The 21,117-nt window shown below is 61.3% G+C and carries 24 protein-coding genes; 13 read left to right on the forward strand and 11 right to left on the reverse strand.

All coding sequences use genetic code 11. The features are described from left to right. Positions 1-79 precede the first annotated feature (79 nt). The 4 genes from dprA to RB548_RS05680 are packed head-to-tail and all read right to left on the reverse strand — an operon-like array spanning position 80 to position 4,102. Positions 80-1,234, reverse strand: a complete 1,155-nt coding sequence (gene dprA, locus RB548_RS05665) for a DNA-processing protein DprA (RefSeq protein ID WP_331374028.1) — start codon at positions 1,232-1,234, stop codon at positions 80-82. Next, positions 1,231-1,842, reverse strand: coding sequence for a glycerol-3-phosphate 1-O-acyltransferase PlsY (gene plsY, locus RB548_RS05670; RefSeq protein ID WP_331374029.1), 612 nt, complete (start codon positions 1,840-1,842; stop codon positions 1,231-1,233). The genes dprA and plsY overlap by 4 nt, the downstream gene beginning before the upstream one ends. 29 nt (positions 1,843-1,871) lie before the next feature. Continuing rightward, a complete protein-coding gene (locus RB548_RS05675) occupies positions 1,872-3,164 on the reverse strand; it encodes a dihydroorotase (protein WP_331374030.1) in 1,293 nt (430 codons plus the stop codon). After that, the gene (locus RB548_RS05680) at positions 3,161-4,102 is read right to left on the reverse strand and encodes an aspartate carbamoyltransferase catalytic subunit (RefSeq protein WP_331374031.1); all 942 of its coding nucleotides are present in this window, start codon (positions 4,100-4,102) and stop codon (positions 3,161-3,163) included. Before RB548_RS05680 ends, RB548_RS05675 begins: the two co-directional genes overlap by 4 nt. 149 nt (positions 4,103-4,251) lie before the next feature. Between RB548_RS05680 and RB548_RS05685 the strand changes: the two genes are divergently transcribed. Next, the gene (locus RB548_RS05685) at positions 4,252-5,904 is read left to right on the forward strand and encodes an acyl-CoA dehydrogenase family protein (RefSeq protein ID WP_331374032.1); all 1,653 of its coding nucleotides are present in this window, start codon (positions 4,252-4,254) and stop codon (positions 5,902-5,904) included. Here the strand turns inward: RB548_RS05685 and RB548_RS05690 are convergent. Beyond that, the gene (locus RB548_RS05690; RefSeq protein WP_331374033.1) at positions 5,886-6,821 is read right to left on the reverse strand and encodes an AEC family transporter; all 936 of its coding nucleotides are present in this window, start codon (positions 6,819-6,821) and stop codon (positions 5,886-5,888) included. The two genes, RB548_RS05685 and RB548_RS05690, sit on opposite strands and share 19 nt — an antisense overlap. A gap of 225 nt (positions 6,822-7,046) precedes the next feature. After that, positions 7,047-7,859: a hypothetical protein gene (locus RB548_RS05695; protein WP_331374034.1), complete on the reverse strand. Its 813-nt coding sequence runs from the start codon at positions 7,857-7,859 to the stop codon at positions 7,047-7,049. A gap of 385 nt (positions 7,860-8,244) precedes the next feature. On the opposite strand from RB548_RS05695, the gene RB548_RS05700 reads away from it, so the two are divergent. Both RB548_RS05700 and RB548_RS05705 read left to right on the forward strand, forming a co-directional pair. Continuing rightward, on the forward strand, positions 8,245-8,400 hold the full coding sequence (locus tag RB548_RS05700; protein ID WP_331374035.1) for a hypothetical protein: 156 nt from the start codon (positions 8,245-8,247) through the stop codon (positions 8,398-8,400). Next, positions 8,397-8,735, forward strand: coding sequence for a DUF6105 family protein (locus tag RB548_RS05705; RefSeq protein ID WP_331374036.1), 339 nt, complete (start codon positions 8,397-8,399; stop codon positions 8,733-8,735). The genes RB548_RS05700 and RB548_RS05705 overlap by 4 nt, the downstream gene beginning before the upstream one ends. Here RB548_RS05705 and ruvX read toward each other — a convergent pair. After that, the gene (gene ruvX, locus RB548_RS05710; protein ID WP_331374037.1) at positions 8,684-9,166 is read right to left on the reverse strand and encodes a Holliday junction resolvase RuvX; all 483 of its coding nucleotides are present in this window, start codon (positions 9,164-9,166) and stop codon (positions 8,684-8,686) included. The two genes, RB548_RS05705 and ruvX, sit on opposite strands and share 52 nt — an antisense overlap. A 147-nt stretch (positions 9,167-9,313) precedes the next feature. Here ruvX and RB548_RS05715 point away from each other — a divergent pair, with 147 nt between their 5' ends. The 5 genes from RB548_RS05715 (at position 9,314) to RB548_RS05735 (ending at position 14,149) form a co-directional block, all read left to right on the forward strand. Next, on the forward strand, positions 9,314-10,018 hold the full coding sequence (locus tag RB548_RS05715; protein ID WP_331374038.1) for a metal-dependent hydrolase: 705 nt from the start codon (positions 9,314-9,316) through the stop codon (positions 10,016-10,018). Positions 10,019-10,112: 94 nt separating this feature from the next. Then, entirely contained in the window at positions 10,113-10,400 is a 288-nt protein-coding gene (gene gatC / locus RB548_RS05720; RefSeq protein ID WP_331374039.1) for an Asp-tRNA(Asn)/Glu-tRNA(Gln) amidotransferase subunit GatC, read from the forward strand. 51 nt (positions 10,401-10,451) lie between these two features. Then, a complete protein-coding gene (gene gatA, locus RB548_RS05725; RefSeq protein ID WP_331374040.1) occupies positions 10,452-11,933 on the forward strand; it encodes an Asp-tRNA(Asn)/Glu-tRNA(Gln) amidotransferase subunit GatA in 1,482 nt (493 codons plus the stop codon). A gap of 45 nt (positions 11,934-11,978) precedes the next feature. Then, positions 11,979-12,512: a GNAT family N-acetyltransferase gene (locus RB548_RS05730; protein ID WP_331374041.1), complete on the forward strand. Its 534-nt coding sequence runs from the start codon at positions 11,979-11,981 to the stop codon at positions 12,510-12,512. 293 nt (positions 12,513-12,805) lie between these two features. After that, positions 12,806-14,149 (forward strand): GGDEF domain-containing protein, encoded by a 1,344-nt coding sequence (locus tag RB548_RS05735; protein WP_331374042.1) that lies wholly within the window; start codon positions 12,806-12,808, stop codon positions 14,147-14,149. Positions 14,150-14,223: 74 nt separating this feature from the next. Here RB548_RS05735 and RB548_RS05740 read toward each other — a convergent pair whose 3' ends face one another. Together RB548_RS05740 and RB548_RS05745 are read right to left on the reverse strand one after the other, a co-directional pair. Beyond that, positions 14,224-14,478: a YjhX family toxin gene (locus tag RB548_RS05740; protein WP_331374043.1), complete on the reverse strand. Its 255-nt coding sequence runs from the start codon at positions 14,476-14,478 to the stop codon at positions 14,224-14,226. A 176-nt stretch (positions 14,479-14,654) separates the two neighbouring features. After that, positions 14,655-14,969: a DUF1294 domain-containing protein gene (locus RB548_RS05745; RefSeq protein WP_331374044.1), complete on the reverse strand. Its 315-nt coding sequence runs from the start codon at positions 14,967-14,969 to the stop codon at positions 14,655-14,657. A gap of 151 nt (positions 14,970-15,120) precedes the next feature. On the opposite strand from RB548_RS05745, the gene gatB reads away from it, so the two are divergent. The 5 genes from gatB (at position 15,121) to RB548_RS05770 (ending at position 18,964) form a co-directional block, all read left to right on the forward strand. After that, positions 15,121-16,623, forward strand: coding sequence for an Asp-tRNA(Asn)/Glu-tRNA(Gln) amidotransferase subunit GatB (gene gatB, locus RB548_RS05750; RefSeq protein ID WP_331374045.1), 1,503 nt, complete (start codon positions 15,121-15,123; stop codon positions 16,621-16,623). 7 nt (positions 16,624-16,630) lie between these two features. Continuing rightward, positions 16,631-17,128 carry a GNAT family N-acetyltransferase gene (locus tag RB548_RS05755; RefSeq protein WP_331374046.1) on the forward strand — a complete coding sequence of 166 codons (498 nt, stop codon included), beginning with the start codon at positions 16,631-16,633 and terminating at the stop codon, positions 17,126-17,128. 204 nt (positions 17,129-17,332) lie between these two features. Continuing rightward, a complete protein-coding gene (locus RB548_RS05760) occupies positions 17,333-17,797 on the forward strand; it encodes a GNAT family N-acetyltransferase (protein WP_331374047.1) in 465 nt (154 codons plus the stop codon). A 108-nt stretch (positions 17,798-17,905) separates the two neighbouring features. Further along, complete coding sequence (locus RB548_RS05765) at positions 17,906-18,301, forward strand: NADH:ubiquinone oxidoreductase subunit NDUFA12 (RefSeq protein WP_331374048.1); 396 nt, start codon at positions 17,906-17,908, stop codon at positions 18,299-18,301. Positions 18,302-18,511: 210 nt separating this feature from the next. Further along, positions 18,512-18,964, forward strand: coding sequence for a DUF2155 domain-containing protein (locus tag RB548_RS05770; RefSeq protein WP_331374049.1), 453 nt, complete (start codon positions 18,512-18,514; stop codon positions 18,962-18,964). A 175-nt stretch (positions 18,965-19,139) separates the two neighbouring features. Here RB548_RS05770 and aat read toward each other — a convergent pair whose 3' ends face one another. Then, a complete protein-coding gene (aat, locus tag RB548_RS05775) occupies positions 19,140-19,754 on the reverse strand; it encodes a leucyl/phenylalanyl-tRNA--protein transferase (RefSeq protein WP_331374050.1) in 615 nt (204 codons plus the stop codon). A 9-nt stretch (positions 19,755-19,763) separates the two neighbouring features. Beyond that, positions 19,764-21,107 carry an acetyl-CoA carboxylase biotin carboxylase subunit gene (accC, locus tag RB548_RS05780; protein ID WP_331374051.1) on the reverse strand — a complete coding sequence of 448 codons (1,344 nt, stop codon included), beginning with the start codon at positions 21,105-21,107 and terminating at the stop codon, positions 19,764-19,766. Between the last annotated feature and the right edge of the window lie 10 nt (positions 21,108-21,117).

Consider the following 21,117-nt stretch of genomic DNA (forward strand, 5'->3'; position numbering starts at 1 on the left):
GAGATTTCGCAACCGAAGGTCGTTCTCTCGGCATGTTTGCATGTGCTTCGATGGCGCGTGACGTGTTTGTACCGGCTGGTCAATCTTTGGGGACGAGAGACACCAGGTTTGCCCCATGCCGGCAGAGTTGGCCCGCGAGATCCAGTTCCAGAAGCACGAGGTGGACCTGCGAGGCCGAGATCGCGGTGTGGCGGATGATATCGTCGATTTCGACCGGCGTCGGCCCGAGCGCTTCGATGATGCGGTCACGCTCGCTGTCGTCCGGTGTCGCGGGAGCGGTGCGTGTGGTCTCGACCGTCGGCTCCTTGATGTCCAGGCGCGTCAGGAGGTCGTGTCGCGTGAGCGGCGCCAGCGCCTCCAGAACGTCGGCAGAGGACGTCGTAACGGTCGCGCCCTGTTTCAAGAGATCGTTCGTGCCGTGGCAGCGCGGATCGAGTGGCGATCCGGGAACGGCGAAGACCAGCCTGCCGAAGTCGGCGGCATAGCGTGCGGTGATCAGCGAGCCCGACCGATTGGCCGCCTCGACGACGGTAACGCCAAGGCTGACGCCAGCGATAAGCCGGTTTCTCCGCGGAAAATCGCGCGCACGGGGTTCCCAGCCGAAGGGCATTTCACTGATCGCCAGTCCTTTGCCGGATGTGATCTCGTCCAACAGCCCGATATTCTCCGGCGGATAGGGCTGGTCGAGGCCGCCGGCGAGCGCAGCGATCGTGCCGGTCCGGAGACTTGCGCGATGCGCGGCCGTGTCGATGCCGCGGGCAAGCCCCGAGGTGATGACATAGCCTGCCGCCCCCGCATCGCGCGCGATCATGGCCGCGAACTTCGCTCCACTCACGGACGCATTGCGCGAACCGACAATACCGAGGGAGGGCCGCGTCGCTGCCCGGGCGTTGCCCTTCATGGCAAGCAGCGGCGGAGCGCCGTCGATCTCTCTCAATGCCTGCGGATAGTCCGGCTCGCCGATCCCGACGAAAACGGCACCAAATCGGTGCGCCGCCTCGAGTTCGCGTTCCGCATCTGCCGCGGTCGCTATGCGAAATGCGCGATCCGAGCCACCCCGCCGGGAAAGGTCGGGCAACGCGTCAAGTGCCGCCTCTGCCGTGCCGAAGTGATTGATCAGGTCCCGGAAGGTGGCGGGACCGACATTGTCGCTGCGAATCAGCCGCAGCCAGGCGATTCTCTGCCGTTCCGTCAGCGCGATTCCTGTTCGTTCGCCGCTGACGTTCAATGTCATCCCTTTTCTCCGATCCGGCTCTCGGTGCCGTTCAGCAATCGCTGGATATTGGTGCGATGCTTGATCCAGGTGATGGCGGTCATGATTGCGAACAGCAGCGCCACTTTTTCGTATCCGGTCGCATAAAGCGCCGCTGGCGTGACGACTGTCGCCGTGAGCGCGCTCAGCGACGAGTAACGCGTGATCTTGGCCATGGCGAGCCAGATTGCACCGAAGACGAGCACCATGACCGGTGCAAGGCCCAGCAACACGCCGATATAGGTTGCGACGCCCTTGCCGCCCTTGAACGAGAGCCAGACCGGATAAAGATGTCCGAGGAAAGCGGCAAGGCCGGCGGCAAGGCCAGCCTCGATGCCCCAAAGGGAGGCGATGGCGGCAGCGGCTGTGCCCTTGAGCGCATCGAGGAGGAGGGTCGCCGCGGCAAGCTTCTTGTTGCCGGTTCGAAGCACGTTCGTCGCGCCGATGTTGCCCGAGCCTATCTTGCGGACATCACCGAGGCCTGCCATGCGGGTGAGAATGAGGCCGAAGGGGATCGACCCTAGAAGATACCCGAAGACGAGACATGCAAATGTCGCGGGCAGCCCGAGCTGCCAGGATAATAGTTCCACCGGTTCCTCCCCGCCTAACAGCTCCGGTTTTACGCTGAATGCACCAGCTTGCCCGCAACATAAGTTTGGACGACCCGGCCGGTAAAGCGGGCATTTTCAAAAGGCGTGTTTTTCGAGCGAGAAACCAGCGCCTTCTCATAGAGGATCCAAGGCTCGTCGAGGTCGAGAACCGTGATGTCGGCCTTCGCTCCCGGCTTCAGCGTGCCCGCGTCGAGGCCGAAGATCGCGGCCGGGCGCGTCGACATCGCATCGATCAGCCGCATCAGCGGCACTTGGCCGCTGTGGTAGAGCCGAAGGGCTGCTGCCGCCAGGGTTTCAAGGCCGATCGCGCCGTCGGCGGCGTCGGAGAAGGGCAGGCGCTTCGTGTCGACATCCTGCGGATCATGCGACGATACGATGATGTCGATCGTCCCGTTTGCAAGTGCCTCGGCCATGGCGACGCGGTCGTCTTCGCCGCGCAGCGGAGGCGACAGCTTGAAGAAGGTCCGGTATTCGCCGATGTCGTTCTCGTTCAGCGTCAGATGATTGATCGAGATGCCACATGTGACGTTGGTGCCGCGCTCCCGCGCGACGCGCACGGCGTCTGCCGACTCGGGTACGGAAATCTCCGCGGCGTGGTAGGCGGCCTTGGTCAATCCGGCGACGCGAAGGTCGCGTTCGAGCGGAATGATCTCTGCTTCGCGCGGCACGCCCGGAAGGCCGAGCCAGCTCGCGAGCAAGCCTTCGTTCATGACGCCGTTGGCGCCAAGATATTTGTCGCGGGCCTCAAGCGCGACGACCGCACCGAATTCGCGCGCGTAGGTCATCGCGCGGCGCAGCACCAGCGTGTCGTGAACCGGTTGTCGGCCGTTGGTGAAGCAGACGGCGCCCGCGTCGCGAAGCAGTCCGATTTCGGTCATCTCTTCGCCGAGCAGCCCTTTGGTAAGGGCTGCAGCCGGGTGAATGTTGACGAGCGCCTTGTCGCGCGCCGTCTTCTGCACGAATTCGACGAGGGCAATTTCATCGATGACAGGGTCGGTGTCCGGCATGGCGATGAACGAAGTGACGCCGCCCGTCGCTGCGGCCCGGGAGGCCGACTCGATCGTCTCGCGATGCTCGCTTCCGGGCTCGCCGACGAAGACGCGCGCATCGACGAGGCCCGGAACGGCCGTGAGGCTGGCGCAGTCCTTGACGAAAGCGCCGTCCGGAGCGCCCTGGTTCTGGGCATCGCTGCCGGCTGCAAGGATGCGGCCATCGCTGCCGACGATGATCGTGCCCGTTTCGTCGAGATTGCGCGAAGGGTCGACAATGCGCAGGTTTTTCAGAACGAGTGGTCTGGTCATAGGCGCGGCCCCTGGTTCTGCGAGAGGAGAAGCGTTTCCATCACGGCCATGCGCACGGCGACGCCCATTTCGACCTGCTGTTCGATAACACTCTGCGGGCCGTCGGCGATTTCGGAGGCGATCTCCACGCCGCGGTTCATCGGCCCCGGGTGCATCACCAACGCATCGTCCTTTGCCGCTTTCAGCTTTTCAGCGTCGAGGCCGTAGTAGTGGAAATATTCCCGTACCGACGGCACGAAGGAGCCGGCCATGCGCTCGCGCTGCAGCCGCAGCATCATGACGACATCCGCGTCCTTCAATCCTTCTGCCATGGAATGGTAGACCTCGACGCCCATCTGCGCGATGCCGGAGGGAAGCAGCGTCGCCGGGGCGACAACGCGCACGCGGGCTCCCATCTCATTGAGCAGCAGGATGTTGGATCGGGCGACGCGCGAGTGCAGCACGTCTCCGCAGATCGCGACGATGATCCGCGAGAGCTTGCCCTTGGCGCGACGGATCGTCAGTGCGTCGAGTAGCGCCTGGGTCGGATGTTCGTGCTGACCGTCGCCAGCATTGACGACCGAGCAGGAGACTTTCTGGGCAAGCAGTGCCGCTGCGCCCGCCGAAGAGTGGCGCACGACCAGCACGTCGGGATGCATCGCGTTCAGCGTCATCGCCGTGTCGATCAGCGTCTCGCCCTTCTTTACCGAGGAATTGCCAACCGACATGTTCATCACGTCGGCGCCAAGCCGCTTACCGGCAAGTTCGAACGAGGATTGCGTCCGGGTCGAGGCTTCGAAAAAGAGATTGATCTGCGTCAGCCCACGCAGCGAGGAGGTTTTCTTCTCCCTCTGCCGGGAGATCTTGACGGCTTCGTCGGCGCGATCGAGCAGGAGCGTGATGTCCTGTTCCGTGAGGCCCTTGATGCCGAGCAGGTGGCGATGCGGGAAAGTGATCATGAGCCGCCCTTGCACTCTATAAATTGGCTCGCTCTATAAAGCGTGGTACCGGGCCGGGCAAGCGGCGCACGACCCCTTCCGCAGAAAACTTGCATGGGGCTTCCGGCCCGCCTGTTTCGCACCCACGAAACTTGCGCTAGAACCGGCCCATGAATCAGATGAACCGGACTGAACAGAAACTCGCCGAGCTGAACCAGCCCAAACCCTGGTCCGGTGTCAACGCCTATCGCTCCGATCCTCTCGTCGTCGATATCACGTCGAGCATGCCGAAGACGTTGCGCGACGAATTCGACGCGCTCGGGCGTTACGTCACCTCGCCGGAGGCGCAGGAACTGGCGCGCATGGCCAATGAGGGCGTGCCGAAACTGAAGACCCACGGCCCCCGCGGCGAGCGCCTCGACGTGGTCGAATTCCATCCGGCCTGGCACGCACTGATGCGCCGTTCGATGACGACGGGTCTGCATTCGTCCGCCTGGGAGAACCTGGCGGATGAAAGAGGCCGCTCGCACAAGGCGAGGGCGATCCGCTTCTACCTGACGGCACAACTCGAATGCGGTCATCTCTGCCCACTGACGATGACGAGTGCGTCGGTTGCCGCCATCACCGCCTCTCCGGCGGTCCAGAAGGAATGGGCGCCGAAGATCCTCTCGCGCAAATATGACTCCTCCAATCGCCCGTGGATGCAAAAATCCGCCGTCACCATCGGCATGGGCATGACGGAGAAGCAGGGCGGCACAGATGTCCGGGCCAACACGTCGACCGCAGAGCGCGTGGGAGAGGGCATCTACCGTCTGAACGGCCACAAGTGGTTCATGTCCGCGCCGATGAGCGATGCATTCGTGATGCTCGCCCAGACGCGCGACGGGCTCGGCTGCTTCCTGGTGCCGAGGCTGCTCGAGGATGGTTCCGCCAACGGACTGCGCTTCCAGCGCCTGAAGGATAAACTCGGCAATCGCTCCAACGCCTCGTCGGAGGTCGAGTTTTCCGACACGTTCGGTTTCGTGCTCGGAACGCCCGACGCTGGCATCCGCACGATTCTCGACATGGTGACATTGACGCGGCTCGACTGCGCGCTCGCTTCCGCCGGCATGATGCGGGCGTCGCTCGCCGAAGCGGTACACCATACCCGCGGCCGCAAGGTCTTTGGCAAGACGCTCATCAGCCAGCCGATGATGACGCGGGTTCTGGCCGACATGGCGCTCGACGTCGCCGCGGCAAGCGCGCTGTCGTTCCGCCTTGCCGATGCTTTCGACAAGGCCCATGGCAGCGCCGAGGATGCCGCCTATGCCCGCATCATGACGCCGGTCGCGAAATACTGGTGCTGCAAGATCGCTCCCGGTTTGATCTACGAGGCGATGGAATGCCTCGGCGGCAACGGCTATGTCGAGGAGCGCGCGCTTGCCCGGCATTATCGCGAGGCGCCGGTCAACGCCATCTGGGAGGGATCGGGCAACGTCATGGCGCTCGACGTGCTGCGTGTGCTCGGACGCCGCAAGGAGTTGTTCGAGCAACTCTTCGGCATCTTCAGCCGCGATCTCGGCCCGTCCGGCCGCAAGACGATCGACGTTCTGCGCGCCGCCATGTCGCTCTGCGAGCGCGACGAAGGCGCGGCCCGCATGCTGGTCGAGCAGCTTGCGCTCGCGGCCGCGGCTGCCGAGCTCTACCGGCTCGGCGCGGGACGCATCGCCGACGCGTTCCTCGAGTCGCGGCTCGCGGCGGGCTGGCGCTCGACCTACGGCATGCTCGATTCACGCTTCGACTCCGCCTACGTGCTCGACCTGCTCTATCCGGCCGCGACGTAGCCGGTAGCGGCAAGCACGAGCGGTATCGTGAAGAAGGATACGACCGTCTGAACCGTCGCGACCGCGGCATAGAGTTCTGCATCTCCCCCCATCTGCTTGGCGAGAAGATAGCCGTTCATGGCGGTCGGCACTGCCGCGCCGAGCGCGATGACGAGCAGCGCATCGCCGCGGATGCCGAGCAGGAGGCTTGCTCCGACCATAAAGGCCGGCATGACAATTAGCTTGAGCGCGACCGCCAATATCGCGGCGCCGCTCGGCCTCAACGCATCGGCAATCTTGAGACCGGCGCCGACCATGATCAGGCCCAGGCTGAGCGAGGCCGTCGCGAGCATACCGATCGCCGTCATCACCGGTCCATAGAGCTCTATACCGACGATGTTGAATAATATGCCGAGCGCCGACGAGATGATCAAAGGATTGGTGATGATCTTCAGGAAGAAGAGGCCGAGACCGCGACCGCCGCCGCCGAACCAGACGAGTACGCCGACATTGTAGAAATTGATCGGGATGATGATCAGCGTCATCACCAGCGCGGTCAAGCTGAGCCCGATCTCGCCGTAGAGCTTTTGCGCGATGGCGAGCGCGATGAAGGCGTTCCAGCGCGTTGCGGTCTGAAAGATCGATGTGAAGGTGGCGCCGGAGATCTGATGGCTGCGCAGGAGCGGCCAGCTCAGAAGGAGTGCGGCCGACATCGCAGTAACGCTGCCAATCGTCGCAATCGCGGTCGCGTCGGCCTTGATTCCGGTGAAATCCGCCTCGGCCAAGGTCGAGAAGAGCAGCGCGGGGAAAAGAATATAGTAGCCGAACTGCTCCAACCCGATCCAAAGCCCCTGGTCGATGAGTTTCGAGCGCCGAAGCCATACTCCGAGAAGCACGAGTACGAAGATAGGCAGAATGCTCTCGAAGATGACGGTCATGACGGGTCCATGCACAAACGAAGGGCCCACGCATAGTTCGCAGCATCGCCACTCGCAAGCCGAACTTGCTGCGGGCGCGATAAGCTATGTAGCGGTTCCGGCGATGACACGCTTGCCGGTCAACGAGGAAACGCTCTCCTCGATGGCGGTGCCGGGGGTCAACATCCTGCGGGGAGGTGCTGGCGTCGACACGCCGCCACAAGGCGGCGGGGTAATGCAGGATTATTATACCTCGGTCAGAGCCGCAGCTTCTCTGCTGTAAGCCTTCTGAACGCTTCCGTCTTCGTTGTAAGTCGTTAACGAGCCATCTTCTCCATAGCTAAGCATCTTCTGCCCGCTCTTGGAGTAAATCTCGAAGGGTTCGATTTTCGCCTCTCCTTTCTCATTATAAGTGAGCTTGAGGCTAGAACCGAAAATTTCAGAGAGGCGATCACTTGCTGAAGAAACGAACTGCTCAGCCCTGTAAGTTCTTTCAATCTGCATTGCGCTGTATGCAGCCTCTTTTTGATAAAGCGCATCGCTCGTAAAATATTTGACTTCCCGATCGACTTTTTCGGCGTCCTCGCCGTTAGCAATCCTGTCCGCACCCCACTGTGCGTATTTGGCATTATATTCCTCGCGCGTCGGAACAACGTTATCCGCATCAAAACGAGTGTTGTAAACTTCTACGCTCCCAATGGCCCGCCGTACAATCGCCTCGGCATTTTCCACCGATGGCTTGACGGGCGTGAAAGCAATCAACGGATCATCATAGTTGAAACTGTTGACGACTGCCGCGCTAGTTGCGCTCGTGGTGGCGCTGGAGATCTCCGAAGAGACGGAGCCACCGACCGCACGCGGAGCGTCGGCGACCTTCTCCGAAGCCTTCGCCTTCGCAGTCGCCGAGGCGACCGCGTCGGTTGCCGTGCCATTGGTTGTTGCCCGCCCGGAAACGATATCCAGAATGGCATCGGCAGCGTTGCCGGATGCGTTCTGCGCGAGGGATGTGCTCTGCGTGAGGATAGTCAATGCAGCGGAATTCGCGGAAATTACCGTCATTACGGCACCCATCTCTCGTCCCGGGAGGACCTTCATTGGGCCGGGATACTCGTGATGCCATCCGATATTCATTTCGGCTGCGTGGAGATTCGAGGCACAACCATGCGGGGAAGTTTCTTAAGGAAAGGTAACCGTGGCTATGCTCAGAATAGCCACCTGACACAGGAAACTCCAGCGCCTAGGTGCTCCGCAGTTCTGGAAAACCCACTCTCATGTCGGCCGTCTCAGCAGACGGACGCGCAGCACAATCGTGCGTCGCGCCTCGCGCCGTAAGCTACCGCGTCTCTGTGAATATTAACCTTAACAAATGGTTTACGTTGCGGGCGCGCGCCCAAGAGTGGAGATTGGCCGTGCAATTCGAGGAAATCGGGAACGGAGCGGTTCGGTGAGAACTGGCTTGCTGATTATCATGATGATGTTTTTCGCGGGACTGCCGCTCGACATCGGGAAGCTCGCGGCCGCCCTTTTGCTGTTCGTGATGGCCGAGCGGGCGCTCTATCCGCTGTTCCGCCGCCAGGTCGCGGAAAGGGGAAGCGCATGAAGTGGCTCCTGATCTTTTGGGCTGCCCCGGTCACGCTCCTGACCGGCTGGTACGGTCTTTCCTATTACGACATGAGCTTCGGCGTCTTCATGTTGACGCGTCAGGCGCATGACCTGGTGTTCGCGATCTACGGTCACGTGCTCGGAATTCCGCCCGAAACCATTCCGCCGCTGGTCGCACGGGCGATGGTGGTGGATAGCGCCATCGTATTCGCGCTTGTCGCCTTGAGGAAACGCCGCCAGATCGTCGCCTGGTACCGACGCCGTTTCGGCGCGCCGTCCGCTCAATCTCGGGAGGCGTTTGCGAGCGATGCCAATCTGTCGAGCGCTCCCTGAAGAATGAAGGAGGCGGCGGCGGAGTCGATGCGCTCGGCCCGCTTCTTCCGGGATACGTCCATCTCGATCAGCACCCGCTCCGCCGCGACCGTCGAGAGCCGCTCGTCCCAGAGCACGAAGGGAATATCCGTCTTCTCTCCCATGTTTCTGACAAAGGCGCGCGTCGCCTGGCAGCGCGGTCCCTCGGTCCCGTCCATGTTGACCGGCAACCCGATGACAAAGGCCGCGATCTTTTCCTTTGCTGCCACGGACAGAAGCGCTTCCGCATCGACGCCGAACTTGACGCGCCGGATCACGTCGCGCGGCGTCGCGAAGCGCCGTCCGAGATCGGAGACCGACAGCCCGATCGTCTTGGTGCCGAGATCAAGACCGGCAATCGCCTGGTTCGGCGGCAAAGACGCTGCCAGTTCTTCGGTTGTAAGAATTGCCATGGGATTTCCCGATTCGATCTTTCCACTTGTGTCGTTTGATCCATATGCTTGTCCGACACATAAATCATCAGAGCGGTCCGCCTGACCTTTAAAAACGATCATGTCATGTCGCTTCGCTCAAACGTACCGTGATCCAAGGAGAACGTCATGAAGATCAAATGGCTCGGCCATTCCGCCTTCCACGTCGAGACGGCGAAGGCCAAAATCCTGATCGACCCCTTCTTCACCGGAAATCCGGCATTTCGCGAAAGCGAGCGCAAGGCGGCAACCGCGGGGCTAACGCATATCCTGCTCACGCATGGCCATGGCGACCATGTCGGCGACACCGTCGCGATCGCCAAGGAAACCGGAGCCACGGTAGTCGGCAATTTCGACCTTTGCATGTGGCTCGGACGGCAGGGCGTGTCGAAGATGGATCCGGGCAACACCGGCGGGACGATCCAGCTTGGCGCTTTCTCGGTGACCTTCGTCACTGCGCTTCATTCCTCGGCGCAGATCACCGAAGACGGCGTTTCCCATTCGCTCGGAAGCGCCGGCGGCCTGGTGCTTCACTTCGACGACGAGCCGACACTCTATCATATGGGCGACACGGATATCTTCTCGGACATGGCGCTGGTCCACGAACTGCATGAGCCGGACATCGGCATCGTGCCGATCGGCGACCGTTTCACCATGGGCGGCGCCGTCGCCGCGCTTGCCTGCCAGCGCTATTTCAAGTTCAACACTGCCATTCCCTGCCATTACGGCTCGTTCCCGATCATCGACCAGACGCCGCAGACCTTCGTCGCCGGCATGGACGGTGCATCGACGCTGGTCGCGACGCCGGACGTCGGTGGGGTCGTCACTCTCTGAAGAACGACAAGGCCTAGTCCGGCGACATTCGCCCGTTGCACGTTGTGCAACTCGTCTTTATAGCGGGGGAAACTTTGAGATACCGGAGACGATCATGTCCGTAGACCTTGCCACCGTAAAGCGCGTCGCGCGCCTTGCCCGCATCGCTGTCAGCGAAGAGGAAGCCGCACGGATGATGGGCGAGCTCAATGGCATTCTCGGCTTCGTCGAGCAGCTTTCCGAGGTGAATGTCGACGGTGTCGAGCCGATGACTTCGGTCACGCCGATGAACATGAGGAAGCGCACCGACACCGTCGCCGACGGCGACAAGGCTGCCGACATCGTTGCCAATGCGCCGAATTCGGACCGCAACTTCTTCCTCGTCCCGAAGGTGGTCGAGTAAAGAAACCGCCTCACGCCCTGACGTTTCCGATTGCGAAAGCCCGATTGCACCATGACCGAACTTACCAGCCTCACGATCGCCGAAGCCCGCGCGAAGCTTTCCGCCAAGGAAATCACAGCGGTCGAATTGACGGATGCCTACATCGCCGCGATCGAGGCGGCCAATGACACGATCAACGCCTACGTCGCCGTGACGCCGGAGAAGGCGCGCGAGATGGCCAGGGCGTCTGATGCCCGTATCGCAAGCGGCAAAGCCGGTGCCTTGGAAGGCATTCCGCTCGGCATCAAGGATCTTTTCGGCACCGAAGACGTCCACACGCAGGCCTGCAGCCACATTCTCGACGGCTTCCAGCCGCGCTACGAATCGACCGTCACCCAGAACCTTTGGAACGACGGCGCTGTCATGCTCGGCAAGCTCAACATGGACGAGTTCGCGATGGGCTCCTCCAACGAGACGTCCTACTACGGACCCGTCAAGAACCCGTGGCGCGCCACGAGTTCCAACCTGGACCTCGTGCCGGGCGGCTCCTCCGGCGGTTCGGCGGCGGCGGTCGCGGCCCATCTCTGCGCCGGCGCGACGGCGACGGACACGGGCGGCTCGATCCGCCAGCCGGCCGCCTTCACCGGCACTGTCGGCATCAAGCCGACCTACGGCCGCTGCTCGCGCTGGGGCGTCGTCGCCTTTGCTTCCTCGCTCGACCAGGCCGGCCCGATCGCGCGCGACGTGCGTGACGCGGCGATCCTCCTGAAGTCGATGGCCAGTGTGGATCCGAAGGACACGACCTCCGTCGACTTGCCCGTGCCGGATTATGAGGCGTCGATCGGCAAGTCGATCAAGGGCATGAAGATTGGTATCCCGAAGGAATACCGCGTCGACGGCATGCCGGAGGAAATCGAGGCGCTCTGGCAGCAGGGCATTGCCTGGCTGAAAGACGCCGGTGCCGAGATCGTCGACATCTCGCTGCCGCACACGAAATACGCCCTGCCGGCGTATTACATCGTCGCGCCCGCCGAGGCGTCGTCGAACCTTGCGCGCTATGACGGTGTCCGCTATGGCCTGCGCGTCGACGGCAAGGACATCATCGACATGTATGAGAAGACGCGCGCTGCCGGCTTCGGCCAGGAAGTCAAGCGCCGCATCATGATCGGCACCTATGTGCTCTCCGCCGGCTACTACGACGCCTATTACCTGCGCGCGCAAAAGGTTCGCACTCTGATCAAGCGCGACTTCGAGCTCGTTTTCGATGCAGGCGTCGACGCGATCCTGACGCCGGCAACACCGTCCTCGGCCTTCGGGATTGCGGACGAGGACCTCGCGACCGATCCGGTCAAGATGTACCTGAACGACATCTTCACCGTCACGGTGAACATGGCGGGGCTGCCGGGCATTGCGGTGCCGGGCGGGCTTGATCGGAAGGGCCTTCCGCTCGGTCTGCAGCTCATCGGCAAGCCGTTCGAGGAAGAAACGCTGTTCAAGACGGCGCATGTCATCGAACAGGCGGCGGGCCGCTTCACACCGTCCAAGTGGTGGTAACGTCGAGCGGACCTGCTCGTCGCTGGCCACACTGCGGAATGAATGATGTGGTGGAGCGGAAAGGGGCCGCTCCATGTTAACCGTCCGCCACGCCGTCAAGGCGAAGTTCGACTTCTCGCGGACATCGGTCTCAGGGCCTGGGAACAGGCCGTTTCCGGGCTCGCCGACGCGGCGAAAATGCGCCGCCTTGCGGAGCAGGCTTTTGACACGTTCCTCGCTCGCCATTGGCACATCGTCCTGTTGATCGAAGGAGGCGGCTGCATCCGCGGCTGGGCGGCTCGCGAAGATCTCGATGAGACGATCTCCGACCTATGGATCGATCCGGAATCTCAGGGCAGGGGTCTCGGTGCCTTTCTGCTTGCGGATATCGAGCGGCGAATAGCGGCGGACGGATTCGCTGCCGCAATCGCCAGAACGCATGCGCAAAATGCTTCCGCCGTCGCTTTTTTTCAGAGACACGGTTATCGCGTGAACTGGCTATCGACCGCCTATTCGCAGAAACTCGATCGTGACGTCGAATTCATCGGCCTGAGCAAACCGTTCATTTCAGACTCGATCGAAGAACTTCCTCAGGATTAAATTAAGGAGAACGGAGCACCGGGGTGTCGCTCGACAATCCCGCTTTCACGGATGCTGCGTTTCCCAGATTGCATGGCTCGGGGCCACCTTATTCACACCTCGTTCACCAGTTCTGAAATATTAGGTCCCATGAAATTACGTAGCGACGTGGGGGACGCTCGTTGCAAGCATTTGATAATAGTATTGAACGATTGACGTTTGTTAAGTCTTGCTTTCATCCGTTTCTGATTGTCTGCCTCGGACTGATCGTATTCATCGCGTCTCTGCTCGGTATTTTCAGCCGACCGGTGGGAATGCTGGCTTCGATCTGGCCCGCAAACGCGATCTTGCTTGGTTTGATGCTGCGCATCCCGTCGCTGGCCTCGCCGGCGGGCTGGCTCTCGGCGGCGGCGGGCTATGTGATGGCCGACCTCGTCACGGGAACCGATTTTTGGCAGGCGATCGGTCTGAATGCCGCCAACCTGGTCAGCGCAGGCCTCGGCTATGGCCTTTTCATGCGCCTCCGCGAGGAGGATCGCCGTTTACGACGGCCGCTCTCCGTCCTCTACATGTTCGCCGTCGCAGTAGTCGCCGGTGTTTGCGCATCCGTGGTCGGCGCTGTTGCCAGCGTGCGATTTTTCGGTGAACCCGCCTGGACTGCATACCTTTCATGGCTGACAACGGATCTGGTCAACTACACAGTTGTGGTTCCAGTATTCCAAACCATGCCGTCTCTTGTTCGTAGATCGCGAAGGGCGGCGTTTCTGAAGCGCGGCCAGGCACTGGCAACACATCCGCTGCCCGTCATCCTTCTCGCACTCTCCTGCGGTGCCGCTTTGATCGTCGGCGGTCCGGGCGCCATCGCCTTCCCGGTTCCAGCATTGATTTGGTGCGCGCTGAGCTATGGTCTCTTCGCGACCACGACGTTGACGATGATCGTCAGCCTTTTGACACAGGTGGCCGTTGCCTCCGGCGCCTTGCGTCTTGGCGTGAGCGGGGTTGCCGAAGCGACGCTGACATCGACCCGGCTCGGGGTAACTCTGCTTGCCCTCGGGCCCTTGACGGTGGCGAGCATCGACACGGCGCGCCGCAGCCTGATCGCCCGTCTTTCGCATGCGGTCGACTACGATTTTCTTACGCAGTGTCTGGCGCGCGGGGCTTTCATGGCGCGTGCGAACAGCTTGATCGCGCGGCTGGAAAAAAGCAACGAACCTGCCTATGCCATGATGATCGACATCGATCATTTCAAGGCCATCAATGATACCCATGGACATGCTGTCGGGGACCATGTCTTGCAGATCGTGGCGCGGACCATCCGTGCCAACCTGCGGGCTGGTGATGTCTTCGGGCGACTTGGCGGGGAGGAATTCGCGGTGATGCTCGCGCGCCAATCTCCCGAGGACGCGAGGGATGTGGCCGAGCGCGTTTTGCACGCCGTACGGTCGGCGGCCATCGATCTTGCGCACGGCGGCAGGTTGAACGTTACAGCCAGCATCGGCATCGCAACGTCGGCACCGCCGGAGACGGGCCTTACGCACCTGCTGTCGCAAGCCGATGTCTGTCTCTATGGCGCCAAAGCGGCAGGACGGGATCGCGTCGTCGGACTGATTTCCACCGCGGAAAGAGGGACTTTCCGAGAGAAGACCGCCAAAAACTGAGGCCGGATGATGCGTGCCGCATTCACCGATGCCCCGGAGTTGGTAGCCTCCGGGGTAGAGTGGTCCTCGACTGCTCAGCGGTTGTTGAGTTCCGATCTGACGAGATAGAGGCCGCGCTCCGTGATGCGGTAGGGCTTGCCGCCCGAGGACTTGATCGCCCTTTTGCGTTTGAGCTTTCGGAAAAGCTCAAGGTCGACGCCGGGATAGACCCAGCCGTCGCGTGTGAAGCAGCGGATTTCGGCGATTGCCTTGCCGTCGCGGGTGATTTCGATGCGGCCGCCCTGGGCCAGATAATGAAGAATGCGCTGTTCGGCGCGCGAAATATCCATGGTTTGAGTGTTCCGGAATGGCGTTCGTGAGAACGCAGGAAAACGTTCCGCACATCCTGGGATGAGCGGGGTTCACGTTTCCGGCCCGTGCGCGCAAGTCATGGTGACTGCGGGCAGGGCCCTTACCGGGACTCAGACTGAAAGAACATCAAGACTCCATTCGGATGCCGACTCTTCTATGAAATGGTCGCCCAGGCGTCAAGAAGTGACAGCAACTCTGGATCTGTAAGAATAGTGGCGACAACCAGGCTGACGTGGAACGTGACAATGGCGAGAAGCAAGGTCCGGAACGGTTCCTTGCGTGTCTTGTGCCGATGAACATAACACGCGGCGAGCGCACCGAGAGAGCCGCCGGCAATGGCAACCGTCAGCAACATGCGCTCTGACACGCGCCAAGCGTTCCGTTGCGCCGCCCGTTTGTCCAGCCAGTACAAGCAATAGGTGGCGAGGTTGACACTCGCGAGCGCGATGAGGGGTATCGTTAGCGACATGAAACATATTAGGCACGAGGTCCCCAAGGCTTCATTAAACGCGGCCGGTGGTCGCGGCAGCCCGACTTCCCGGGCCTTACAAGCCTTGCACCGGAGGTCCAATTGCTCTACCGAGAAACCTCGTAATTCAGGCTTCAAAGAAGAGCATGACATGAGCATTGTCGACGTCCGCACTCCCGATCCGAAACGCTTCATCCCCGGCGCTACCGGCGACTGGGAAGTCATCATCGGCATGGAGGTCCATGCCCAGGTGCTCAGCAATTCGAAGCTGTTCTCGGGGGCGTCGACGGAATTCGGCAATGCGCCCAATGCCAATGTCTCGCTCGTCGATGCCGCGATGCCGGGCATGTTGCCGGTCATCAACGAGGAGTGCGTCAGGCAGGCGGTTCGCACCGGCCTCGGCCTCAAGGCCAAGATCAACAATCGCTCGATCTTCGACCGGAAGAACTACTTTTATCCGGACCTGCCGCAGGGCTATCAGATCTCGCAGTACAAGGATCCGATCGTCGGCGAAGGCAAGATCATCATCTCCATTGGGCCGGACCGCCAGGGGCAATTCGAAGATGTCGAGATCGGCATCGAACGCCTGCATCTGGAGCAGGATGCCGGAAAATCGATGCACGACCAGCATCCGTCCATGTCCTATGTCGATCTCAACCGCTCGGGCGTCGCGTTGATGGAAATCGTCTCGAAGCCGGACTTGCGGTCGTCGGACGAGGCGAAGGCGTATCTCACCAAGCTGCGTTCGATCGTACGCTACCTCGGTACCTGCGACGGCAACATGGACGAAGGCTCGATGCGGGCCGACGTCAACGTTTCTGTTCGCCGCCCCGGCGAAGCGTTCGGAACGCGCTGCGAGATCAAGAACGTCAACTCGATCCGCTTCGTCGGCCAGGCGATCGAATACGAGGCGCGCCGTCAGATCGCTATCCTCGAAGATGGTGGCGTCATCGACCAGGAGACCCGGCTCTTCGACGCCAACAAGGGCGAGACCCGCTCGATGCGTTCGAAGGAAGAGGCGCACGACTATCGCTACTTCCCCGACCCCGACCTCCTGCCGCTCGAATTCGACGACGCTTTCGTGGAGGCGCTCAAGACCGATCTGCCGGAATTGCCCGACGATAAGAAGGAACGTTTCGTCCGCGACCTGGGCCTCTCCGTCTACGATGCTTCCGTTCTCGTCTCTGAGAAGGCGATCGCCGACTATTTCGAGGCCGTAGCCGAAGGTCGCGATGGCAAGATAGCCGCGAACTGGGTCATCAACGACCTGTTGGGCGCCTTGAACAAAGCCGGCAAAACCATTGAAGAGACTCCGGTTTCGCCAGCCCAGCTCGGCGGCATCATCGACCTCATCAAGGCCGAGACCATCTCCGGCAAGATCGCGAAGGACCTCTTCGAAATCATCTGGAACGAGGGTGGCGATCCGGCGGAAATCGTCGAAGCCCGCGGTATGAAGCAGGTCACCGACACCGGTGCGATCGAACAGGCAGTCGATGAAATCATCGCCGCCAATCCGGACCAGGTGGAAAAGGCCAAGGCAAAGCCTTCGCTCGCCGGCTGGTTTGTCGGCCAGGTGATGAAAGCGACCGGCGGCAAGGCCAATCCGCAGGCCGTCCAGGCCCTCGTCAAGGCCAAGCTCGGCATCGAGGAGTGACGTGACGATGTTCTTCGTCCGCACGGCCAGCGAGCGCGACCTGGAAAAGGTCCGTGCCTTGCTGGCTGCGACGTGGCATGCGACCTACGACACGTATTACGGCGCCGACAAGGTCAATGAACTGACCGCCAGATGGCATTCGGTCGACGCGCTGAGAAAGCGGCTGCAACGAAAGAATGCCGAATTCGTCGTTGCCGATAATGGCAGCGAACTTGCCGGCATGGGTTATGCGGCGATGTCGGACACGCTGGCGAAGACGGTCGTCCTTCACCAGCTTTACGTCCTCCCGAAATATCAGAGGCAGGGCATCGGCCGCGATATGTTCGCCGAACTCGAAACCTGCTTTCCCGATGCGGAGCGCATGCGCTTGGAAGTCGAGCCGCAGAACCTTCCCGCTCTGGCGTTTTATCGGGCGCATGGTTTTGCCGAAGTCGGAACGGCGGCGAATTGCGGAGACGAGCAATCGGGCGTGCCCGCGCTGATCCTTGAGAAGAGGCTTTCCTAGAGCATCTCGCTTTCAAGCGGAATCACTGAAAGCGGATAAGATGCTCTAGAATCAAAGTGCTAGAGCGTCCTTTGTGCGTTCACTTGAACGCACGGCGCTCTAGCCGTCGCGATCGATAGGTACGCGATGCACGTCGGTTGTCATGAAACTGTTGCCTCCTGCTGATTGTTGCGCGGCAGGATGAAGAGCACAGGAAATCCGGAAATGATGATCGACCTCGAGATCCGCCAAGCCGAGCGCCGCGACCTGCCTGCGATCATTGCCCTCTTTGCGAACGACCGATTGGGCGGGCACGGCGACACGACCGACCCGGAAGCCTTCGGTGACTATCTTGCCGCATTCGAAGAGATCAGTCGATCGCCCCATCAGATGCTGTATGTGGCCCACCTCGGTGGCGAGGTCGTCGGGACGTTTCAGACTGCGCTTCTGACATCGCTTCCTGGCCGTGGCAGCTCGAGCCTGGTTATCGAGGCCGTGCAAACGCGCGAAGACATGCGCGGCCGCGGCATCGGCGAACGCATGGTTCGTCACGCGATTGCGCAGGCGCGGGCGCAGGGAGCGTCAAAGGTTCAGCTGACCTCCAACGTCGTGCGCGCCGATGCGCATCGTTTCTACGAGCGCCTTGGTTTCGAGCGCAGTCATTACGGCTTCAAGATGCGGGTGAAATGACTGGAGGCAAAGCGGAATCACTGGACAAGGCGGGAGTGGCGGGGCATAAGCGGGAGCATGATATTGATGTCCGGCTGCCTTTCCAACGGCCGGTGAAGGAAGACACTCATGAAGCTTCTGCTGCAGATTTTCACCTGGTGGAATGAACAGACGATCGCTACGCGTTTTCATACCTGGCGTTTTGGCAAGCGCGTGGGTGAGGACGAATTCGGCAACGTCTACTATCAGGGTGGCACGGATTCTGAAGGTCGCACGCGACGCTGGGTGATCTACAACGGGCCTGCCGAGGCTTCAGCTATCCCGCCCGGCTGGCACGGCTGGATGCATCACCGCACGGACATTTCCCCTGCTGACGAGAAATACGCCCCAAGGGCGTGGCAGAAGCCGCATCGTTCGAACCAGACCGGCACGCCGAACGCCTATCGCCCAAAAGGATCGATCGTCGGCGCGGGCGAGCGCCCGCGGGTGACCGGCGACTACGACGCCTGGACGCCGCGCTCCTGAGTTGCGGTTTCACCCACGCAGGATGCGAACGAATCCCGTCGATCACGGCGCAGCCACATTTCGGGTTTAGCGCCTGAACCTGGAGCAGCTCCGGGCTGGCGCAGGAGTCGGTTAGTCATCCGGAAAAGCGGAAACGAAGAGTTCGAGTTGGTGTTTTAATCGGAAACGAACGTTCCAAGGACGAATAGGACGCGCGGGAGACTGGCGAAAATGGCAGGTTTCTGTCTGCAGAATTGGATCGGCCTGGCGGCCCGTCGAGCAGGTCTTGCGCTTCTGATGGCGCTGCCGTTGATGTCCACCACCGACATCGCGCGGGCAACGCGACTTTCCAGTTCGGTCGCCGTCTTTTCCGGTATCGACAAGATCACCGGCCGCATCACCACGTTCGACGTCTATATCGGCGAAACCGTGCAATTCGGCGCGCTGCAGGTTACCCCGCGCGTCTGCTACAGCCGCGACGACACCGAGGCGCCGAAGACGACGACTTTCGTGGAGGTCGACGAGATCACGCTTGATCGCAAGATCAGGCGCATCTTCACTGGCTGGATGTTCGCTGACAGCCCGGGCCTGAATGCGGTCGAGCACCCTGTCTATGACGTTTGGCTGCAGTCCTGCAAGGCGACCTCCGACCTGCCGCCGCCGGACACGGCGGCGAAGCAATAATCCTCGGCGACAATCGGTAAACGCCGGGTTTCATCCGATAGGTGGGGATCGTTGCCCGCCGTTGGTCGGGCGGCTAGATCATTTCATTGTTTCTTTGAAACATTGAAATGATCTAACTCTTTGAAATTACGCAATTCCGGACGGAAAACCGTTACACACTTTTCCTGGAATTGCTCTAAAACGTCAGATCCCGCGAGGCCATCGCTTTCGCCAGCAAAATCTCGTACTCAGCTTTGGGCACGTCGATTGCACCGAAGGATTTCAGGTGCTCGGTCGTGAACTGCGTGTCGAGGAGTTGAAATCCCTTCGCCCGCAGCCGTTCGACAAGATGGACGAGGCAAATCTTCGAGGCATCGGTGCGCAGCGAGAACATGCTCTCGCCGAAGAAGGCGGCACCGAGCGAGACCCCATAGAGGCCGCCTACAAGGGCCTTATCCTGCCATGCTTCGACGCTGTGAGCGTAGCCCATACGGTGAAGGGCGGCGTAGAGCGAACGGATCTTGTCGTTGATCCAGGTCGTCGGCCGGTCCGGCGCGGGCCTCGCGCATCCATCGATCACTGCTTCGAAAGCGGTGTTGTAGCGGATCTTGAACGGGTGCCGACGGATAGTCTTCGCCAGGCTGCGTGAAATGTGAAAGGAATCGAGCGGTATGATCCCGCGTATTTCCGGCTCGACCCAGAAGAGTTCCGGGTCGTCGGCCGAGTCGGCCATCGGGAAGAGGCCGATCGAATAGGCGCGCAACAACATGTCCGGCGTTATGTCCGGTTGTTTGCTGCGCGTCCCTTTCAAGTCTTCGTCCTATGCGGATGTTGCGGCCAGATGATGCTCCAGCCAGTGGATGTCATAGTCACCGTTGGCGATGTCCTGATTATTGATCAGGTCCTGGAACAGCGGCAGCGTCGTCTTGATGCCGTCGATGACGAACTCATCGAGCACGCGGCGAAGCCGCATCATGCACTCGACGCGCGTCCGGCCGTGTACGATCAGCTTGCCGATCAGACTGTCGTAATAGGGCGGAATGCGGTAGCCCTGATAGGCGCCGCTGTCGACGCGCACGCCGAGGCCGCCCGGCGCGTGGAAATGCGTGATTGTGCCCGGGGAGGGAACGAAGGTACGCGGGTCCTCCGCATTGATGCGGCACTCGATCGCGTGGCCCGAGAAGACGACATCTTCCTGCTTGACTGAGAGACCGGCGCCGGACGCGACGCGAATCTGCTCGTGCACGAGATCGATGCCGGTGATTGCTTCGGTAATCGGATGCTCTACCTGCAGTCGCGTGTTCATTTCGATGAAATAGAACTCGCCGTCCTCGTAGAGGAACTCGATCGTGCCGGCGCCGCGATATTTCATCTTTTTCATCGCATCGGCACAGATCTGGCCGATCTTCATGCGCTGGTCGACGTTGAGGGCAGGGGAGTTGGCTTCTTCCCAGACCTTCTGGTGACGGCGCTGCAGCGAGCAGTCGCGCTCGCCGAGATGGATCGCATTGCCTTCGCCGTCGCCGACGATCTGGACTTCGATATGGCGCGGCTTGCCGAGAAACTTTTCCATATAGACGGCGTCGTTGCCGAACGCTGCTGCCGCTTCGGCGCGCGCCGTCGCGACGGCATGCTCGAGATCAGCTTCGGTTCTTGCAACCTTCATCCCGCGCCCGCCGCCGCCAGCCGTCGCCTTGATCAGCACCGGGAAGCCGATCTGGCGGGCAACCTCAAGGGCGTTCTCGGGCTTCACCTCGCCCTCGGAGCCGGGAACGACTGGAATGCCCAGCGCTTCGGCCGTCTTCTTGGCGGTGATCTTGTCACCCATCAAACGGATGTGCTCGGCCGTCGGGCCGATGAAAGTGATGTCGTGGGCGTCGAGGATGTCCGCGAACTTGGCGTTCTCCGACAGGAAGCCGTAGCCGGGATGCACGGCATCCGCGCCGGTGATTTCACAGGCGGCGACGATCTGATGAATATTCAGATAGCTCTCGCGCGACGGCGGCGGTCCGATGCAGACGCTTTCGTCCGCGAGACGAACATGCATCGCGTCGCTGTCAGCCGTCGAATGCACGGCAACGGTTGCGATGCCGAGCTCCTTGCAGGCGCGCAGCACCCGCAGGGCGATTTCGCCGCGATTGGCAATGAGGATTTTCGAGATCATCGCCACCGTG

Source organism: Sinorhizobium chiapasense (assembly GCF_036488675.1).
Lineage (GTDB): Bacteria > Pseudomonadota > Alphaproteobacteria > Rhizobiales > Rhizobiaceae > Sinorhizobium > Sinorhizobium chiapasense.

Excerpts from the sequence above, each read along its gene's own strand:
- dprA (WP_331374028.1), bottom strand. The coding sequence starts at position 1,234 with ATGACATTGAACGTCAGCGGCGAACGAACAGGAATCGCGCTGACGGAA.
- RB548_RS05675 (WP_331374030.1), bottom strand. The coding sequence starts at position 3,164 with ATGACCAGACCACTCGTTCTGAAAAACCTGCGCATTGTCGACCCTTCG.
- RB548_RS05680 (WP_331374031.1), bottom strand. The coding sequence starts at position 4,102 with ATGATCACTTTCCCGCATCGCCACCTGCTCGGCATCAAGGGCCTCACG.
- RB548_RS05685 (WP_331374032.1), top strand. The coding sequence starts at position 4,252 with ATGAATCAGATGAACCGGACTGAACAGAAACTCGCCGAGCTGAACCAG.
- RB548_RS05690 (WP_331374033.1), bottom strand. The coding sequence starts at position 6,821 with ATGACCGTCATCTTCGAGAGCATTCTGCCTATCTTCGTACTCGTGCTT.
- RB548_RS05695 (WP_331374034.1), bottom strand. The coding sequence starts at position 7,859 with ATGACGGTAATTTCCGCGAATTCCGCTGCATTGACTATCCTCACGCAG.
- RB548_RS05705 (WP_331374036.1), top strand. The coding sequence starts at position 8,397 with ATGAAGTGGCTCCTGATCTTTTGGGCTGCCCCGGTCACGCTCCTGACC.
- ruvX (WP_331374037.1), bottom strand. The coding sequence starts at position 9,166 with ATGGCAATTCTTACAACCGAAGAACTGGCAGCGTCTTTGCCGCCGAAC.
- RB548_RS05715 (WP_331374038.1), top strand. The coding sequence starts at position 9,314 with ATGAAGATCAAATGGCTCGGCCATTCCGCCTTCCACGTCGAGACGGCG.
- gatC (WP_331374039.1), top strand. The coding sequence starts at position 10,113 with ATGTCCGTAGACCTTGCCACCGTAAAGCGCGTCGCGCGCCTTGCCCGC.
- gatA (WP_331374040.1), top strand. The coding sequence starts at position 10,452 with ATGACCGAACTTACCAGCCTCACGATCGCCGAAGCCCGCGCGAAGCTT.
- RB548_RS05730 (WP_331374041.1), top strand. The coding sequence starts at position 11,979 with ATGTGGTGGAGCGGAAAGGGGCCGCTCCATGTTAACCGTCCGCCACGC.
- RB548_RS05735 (WP_331374042.1), top strand. The coding sequence starts at position 12,806 with ATGCTGGCTTCGATCTGGCCCGCAAACGCGATCTTGCTTGGTTTGATG.
- RB548_RS05740 (WP_331374043.1), bottom strand. The coding sequence starts at position 14,478 with ATGGATATTTCGCGCGCCGAACAGCGCATTCTTCATTATCTGGCCCAG.
- RB548_RS05745 (WP_331374044.1), bottom strand. The coding sequence starts at position 14,969 with ATGTCGCTAACGATACCCCTCATCGCGCTCGCGAGTGTCAACCTCGCC.
- gatB (WP_331374045.1), top strand. The coding sequence starts at position 15,121 with ATGAGCATTGTCGACGTCCGCACTCCCGATCCGAAACGCTTCATCCCC.
- RB548_RS05755 (WP_331374046.1), top strand. The coding sequence starts at position 16,631 with ATGTTCTTCGTCCGCACGGCCAGCGAGCGCGACCTGGAAAAGGTCCGT.
- RB548_RS05760 (WP_331374047.1), top strand. The coding sequence starts at position 17,333 with ATGATGATCGACCTCGAGATCCGCCAAGCCGAGCGCCGCGACCTGCCT.
- RB548_RS05765 (WP_331374048.1), top strand. The coding sequence starts at position 17,906 with ATGAAGCTTCTGCTGCAGATTTTCACCTGGTGGAATGAACAGACGATC.
- RB548_RS05770 (WP_331374049.1), top strand. The coding sequence starts at position 18,512 with ATGGCAGGTTTCTGTCTGCAGAATTGGATCGGCCTGGCGGCCCGTCGA.
- accC (WP_331374051.1), bottom strand. The coding sequence starts at position 21,107 with ATGATCTCGAAAATCCTCATTGCCAATCGCGGCGAAATCGCCCTGCGG.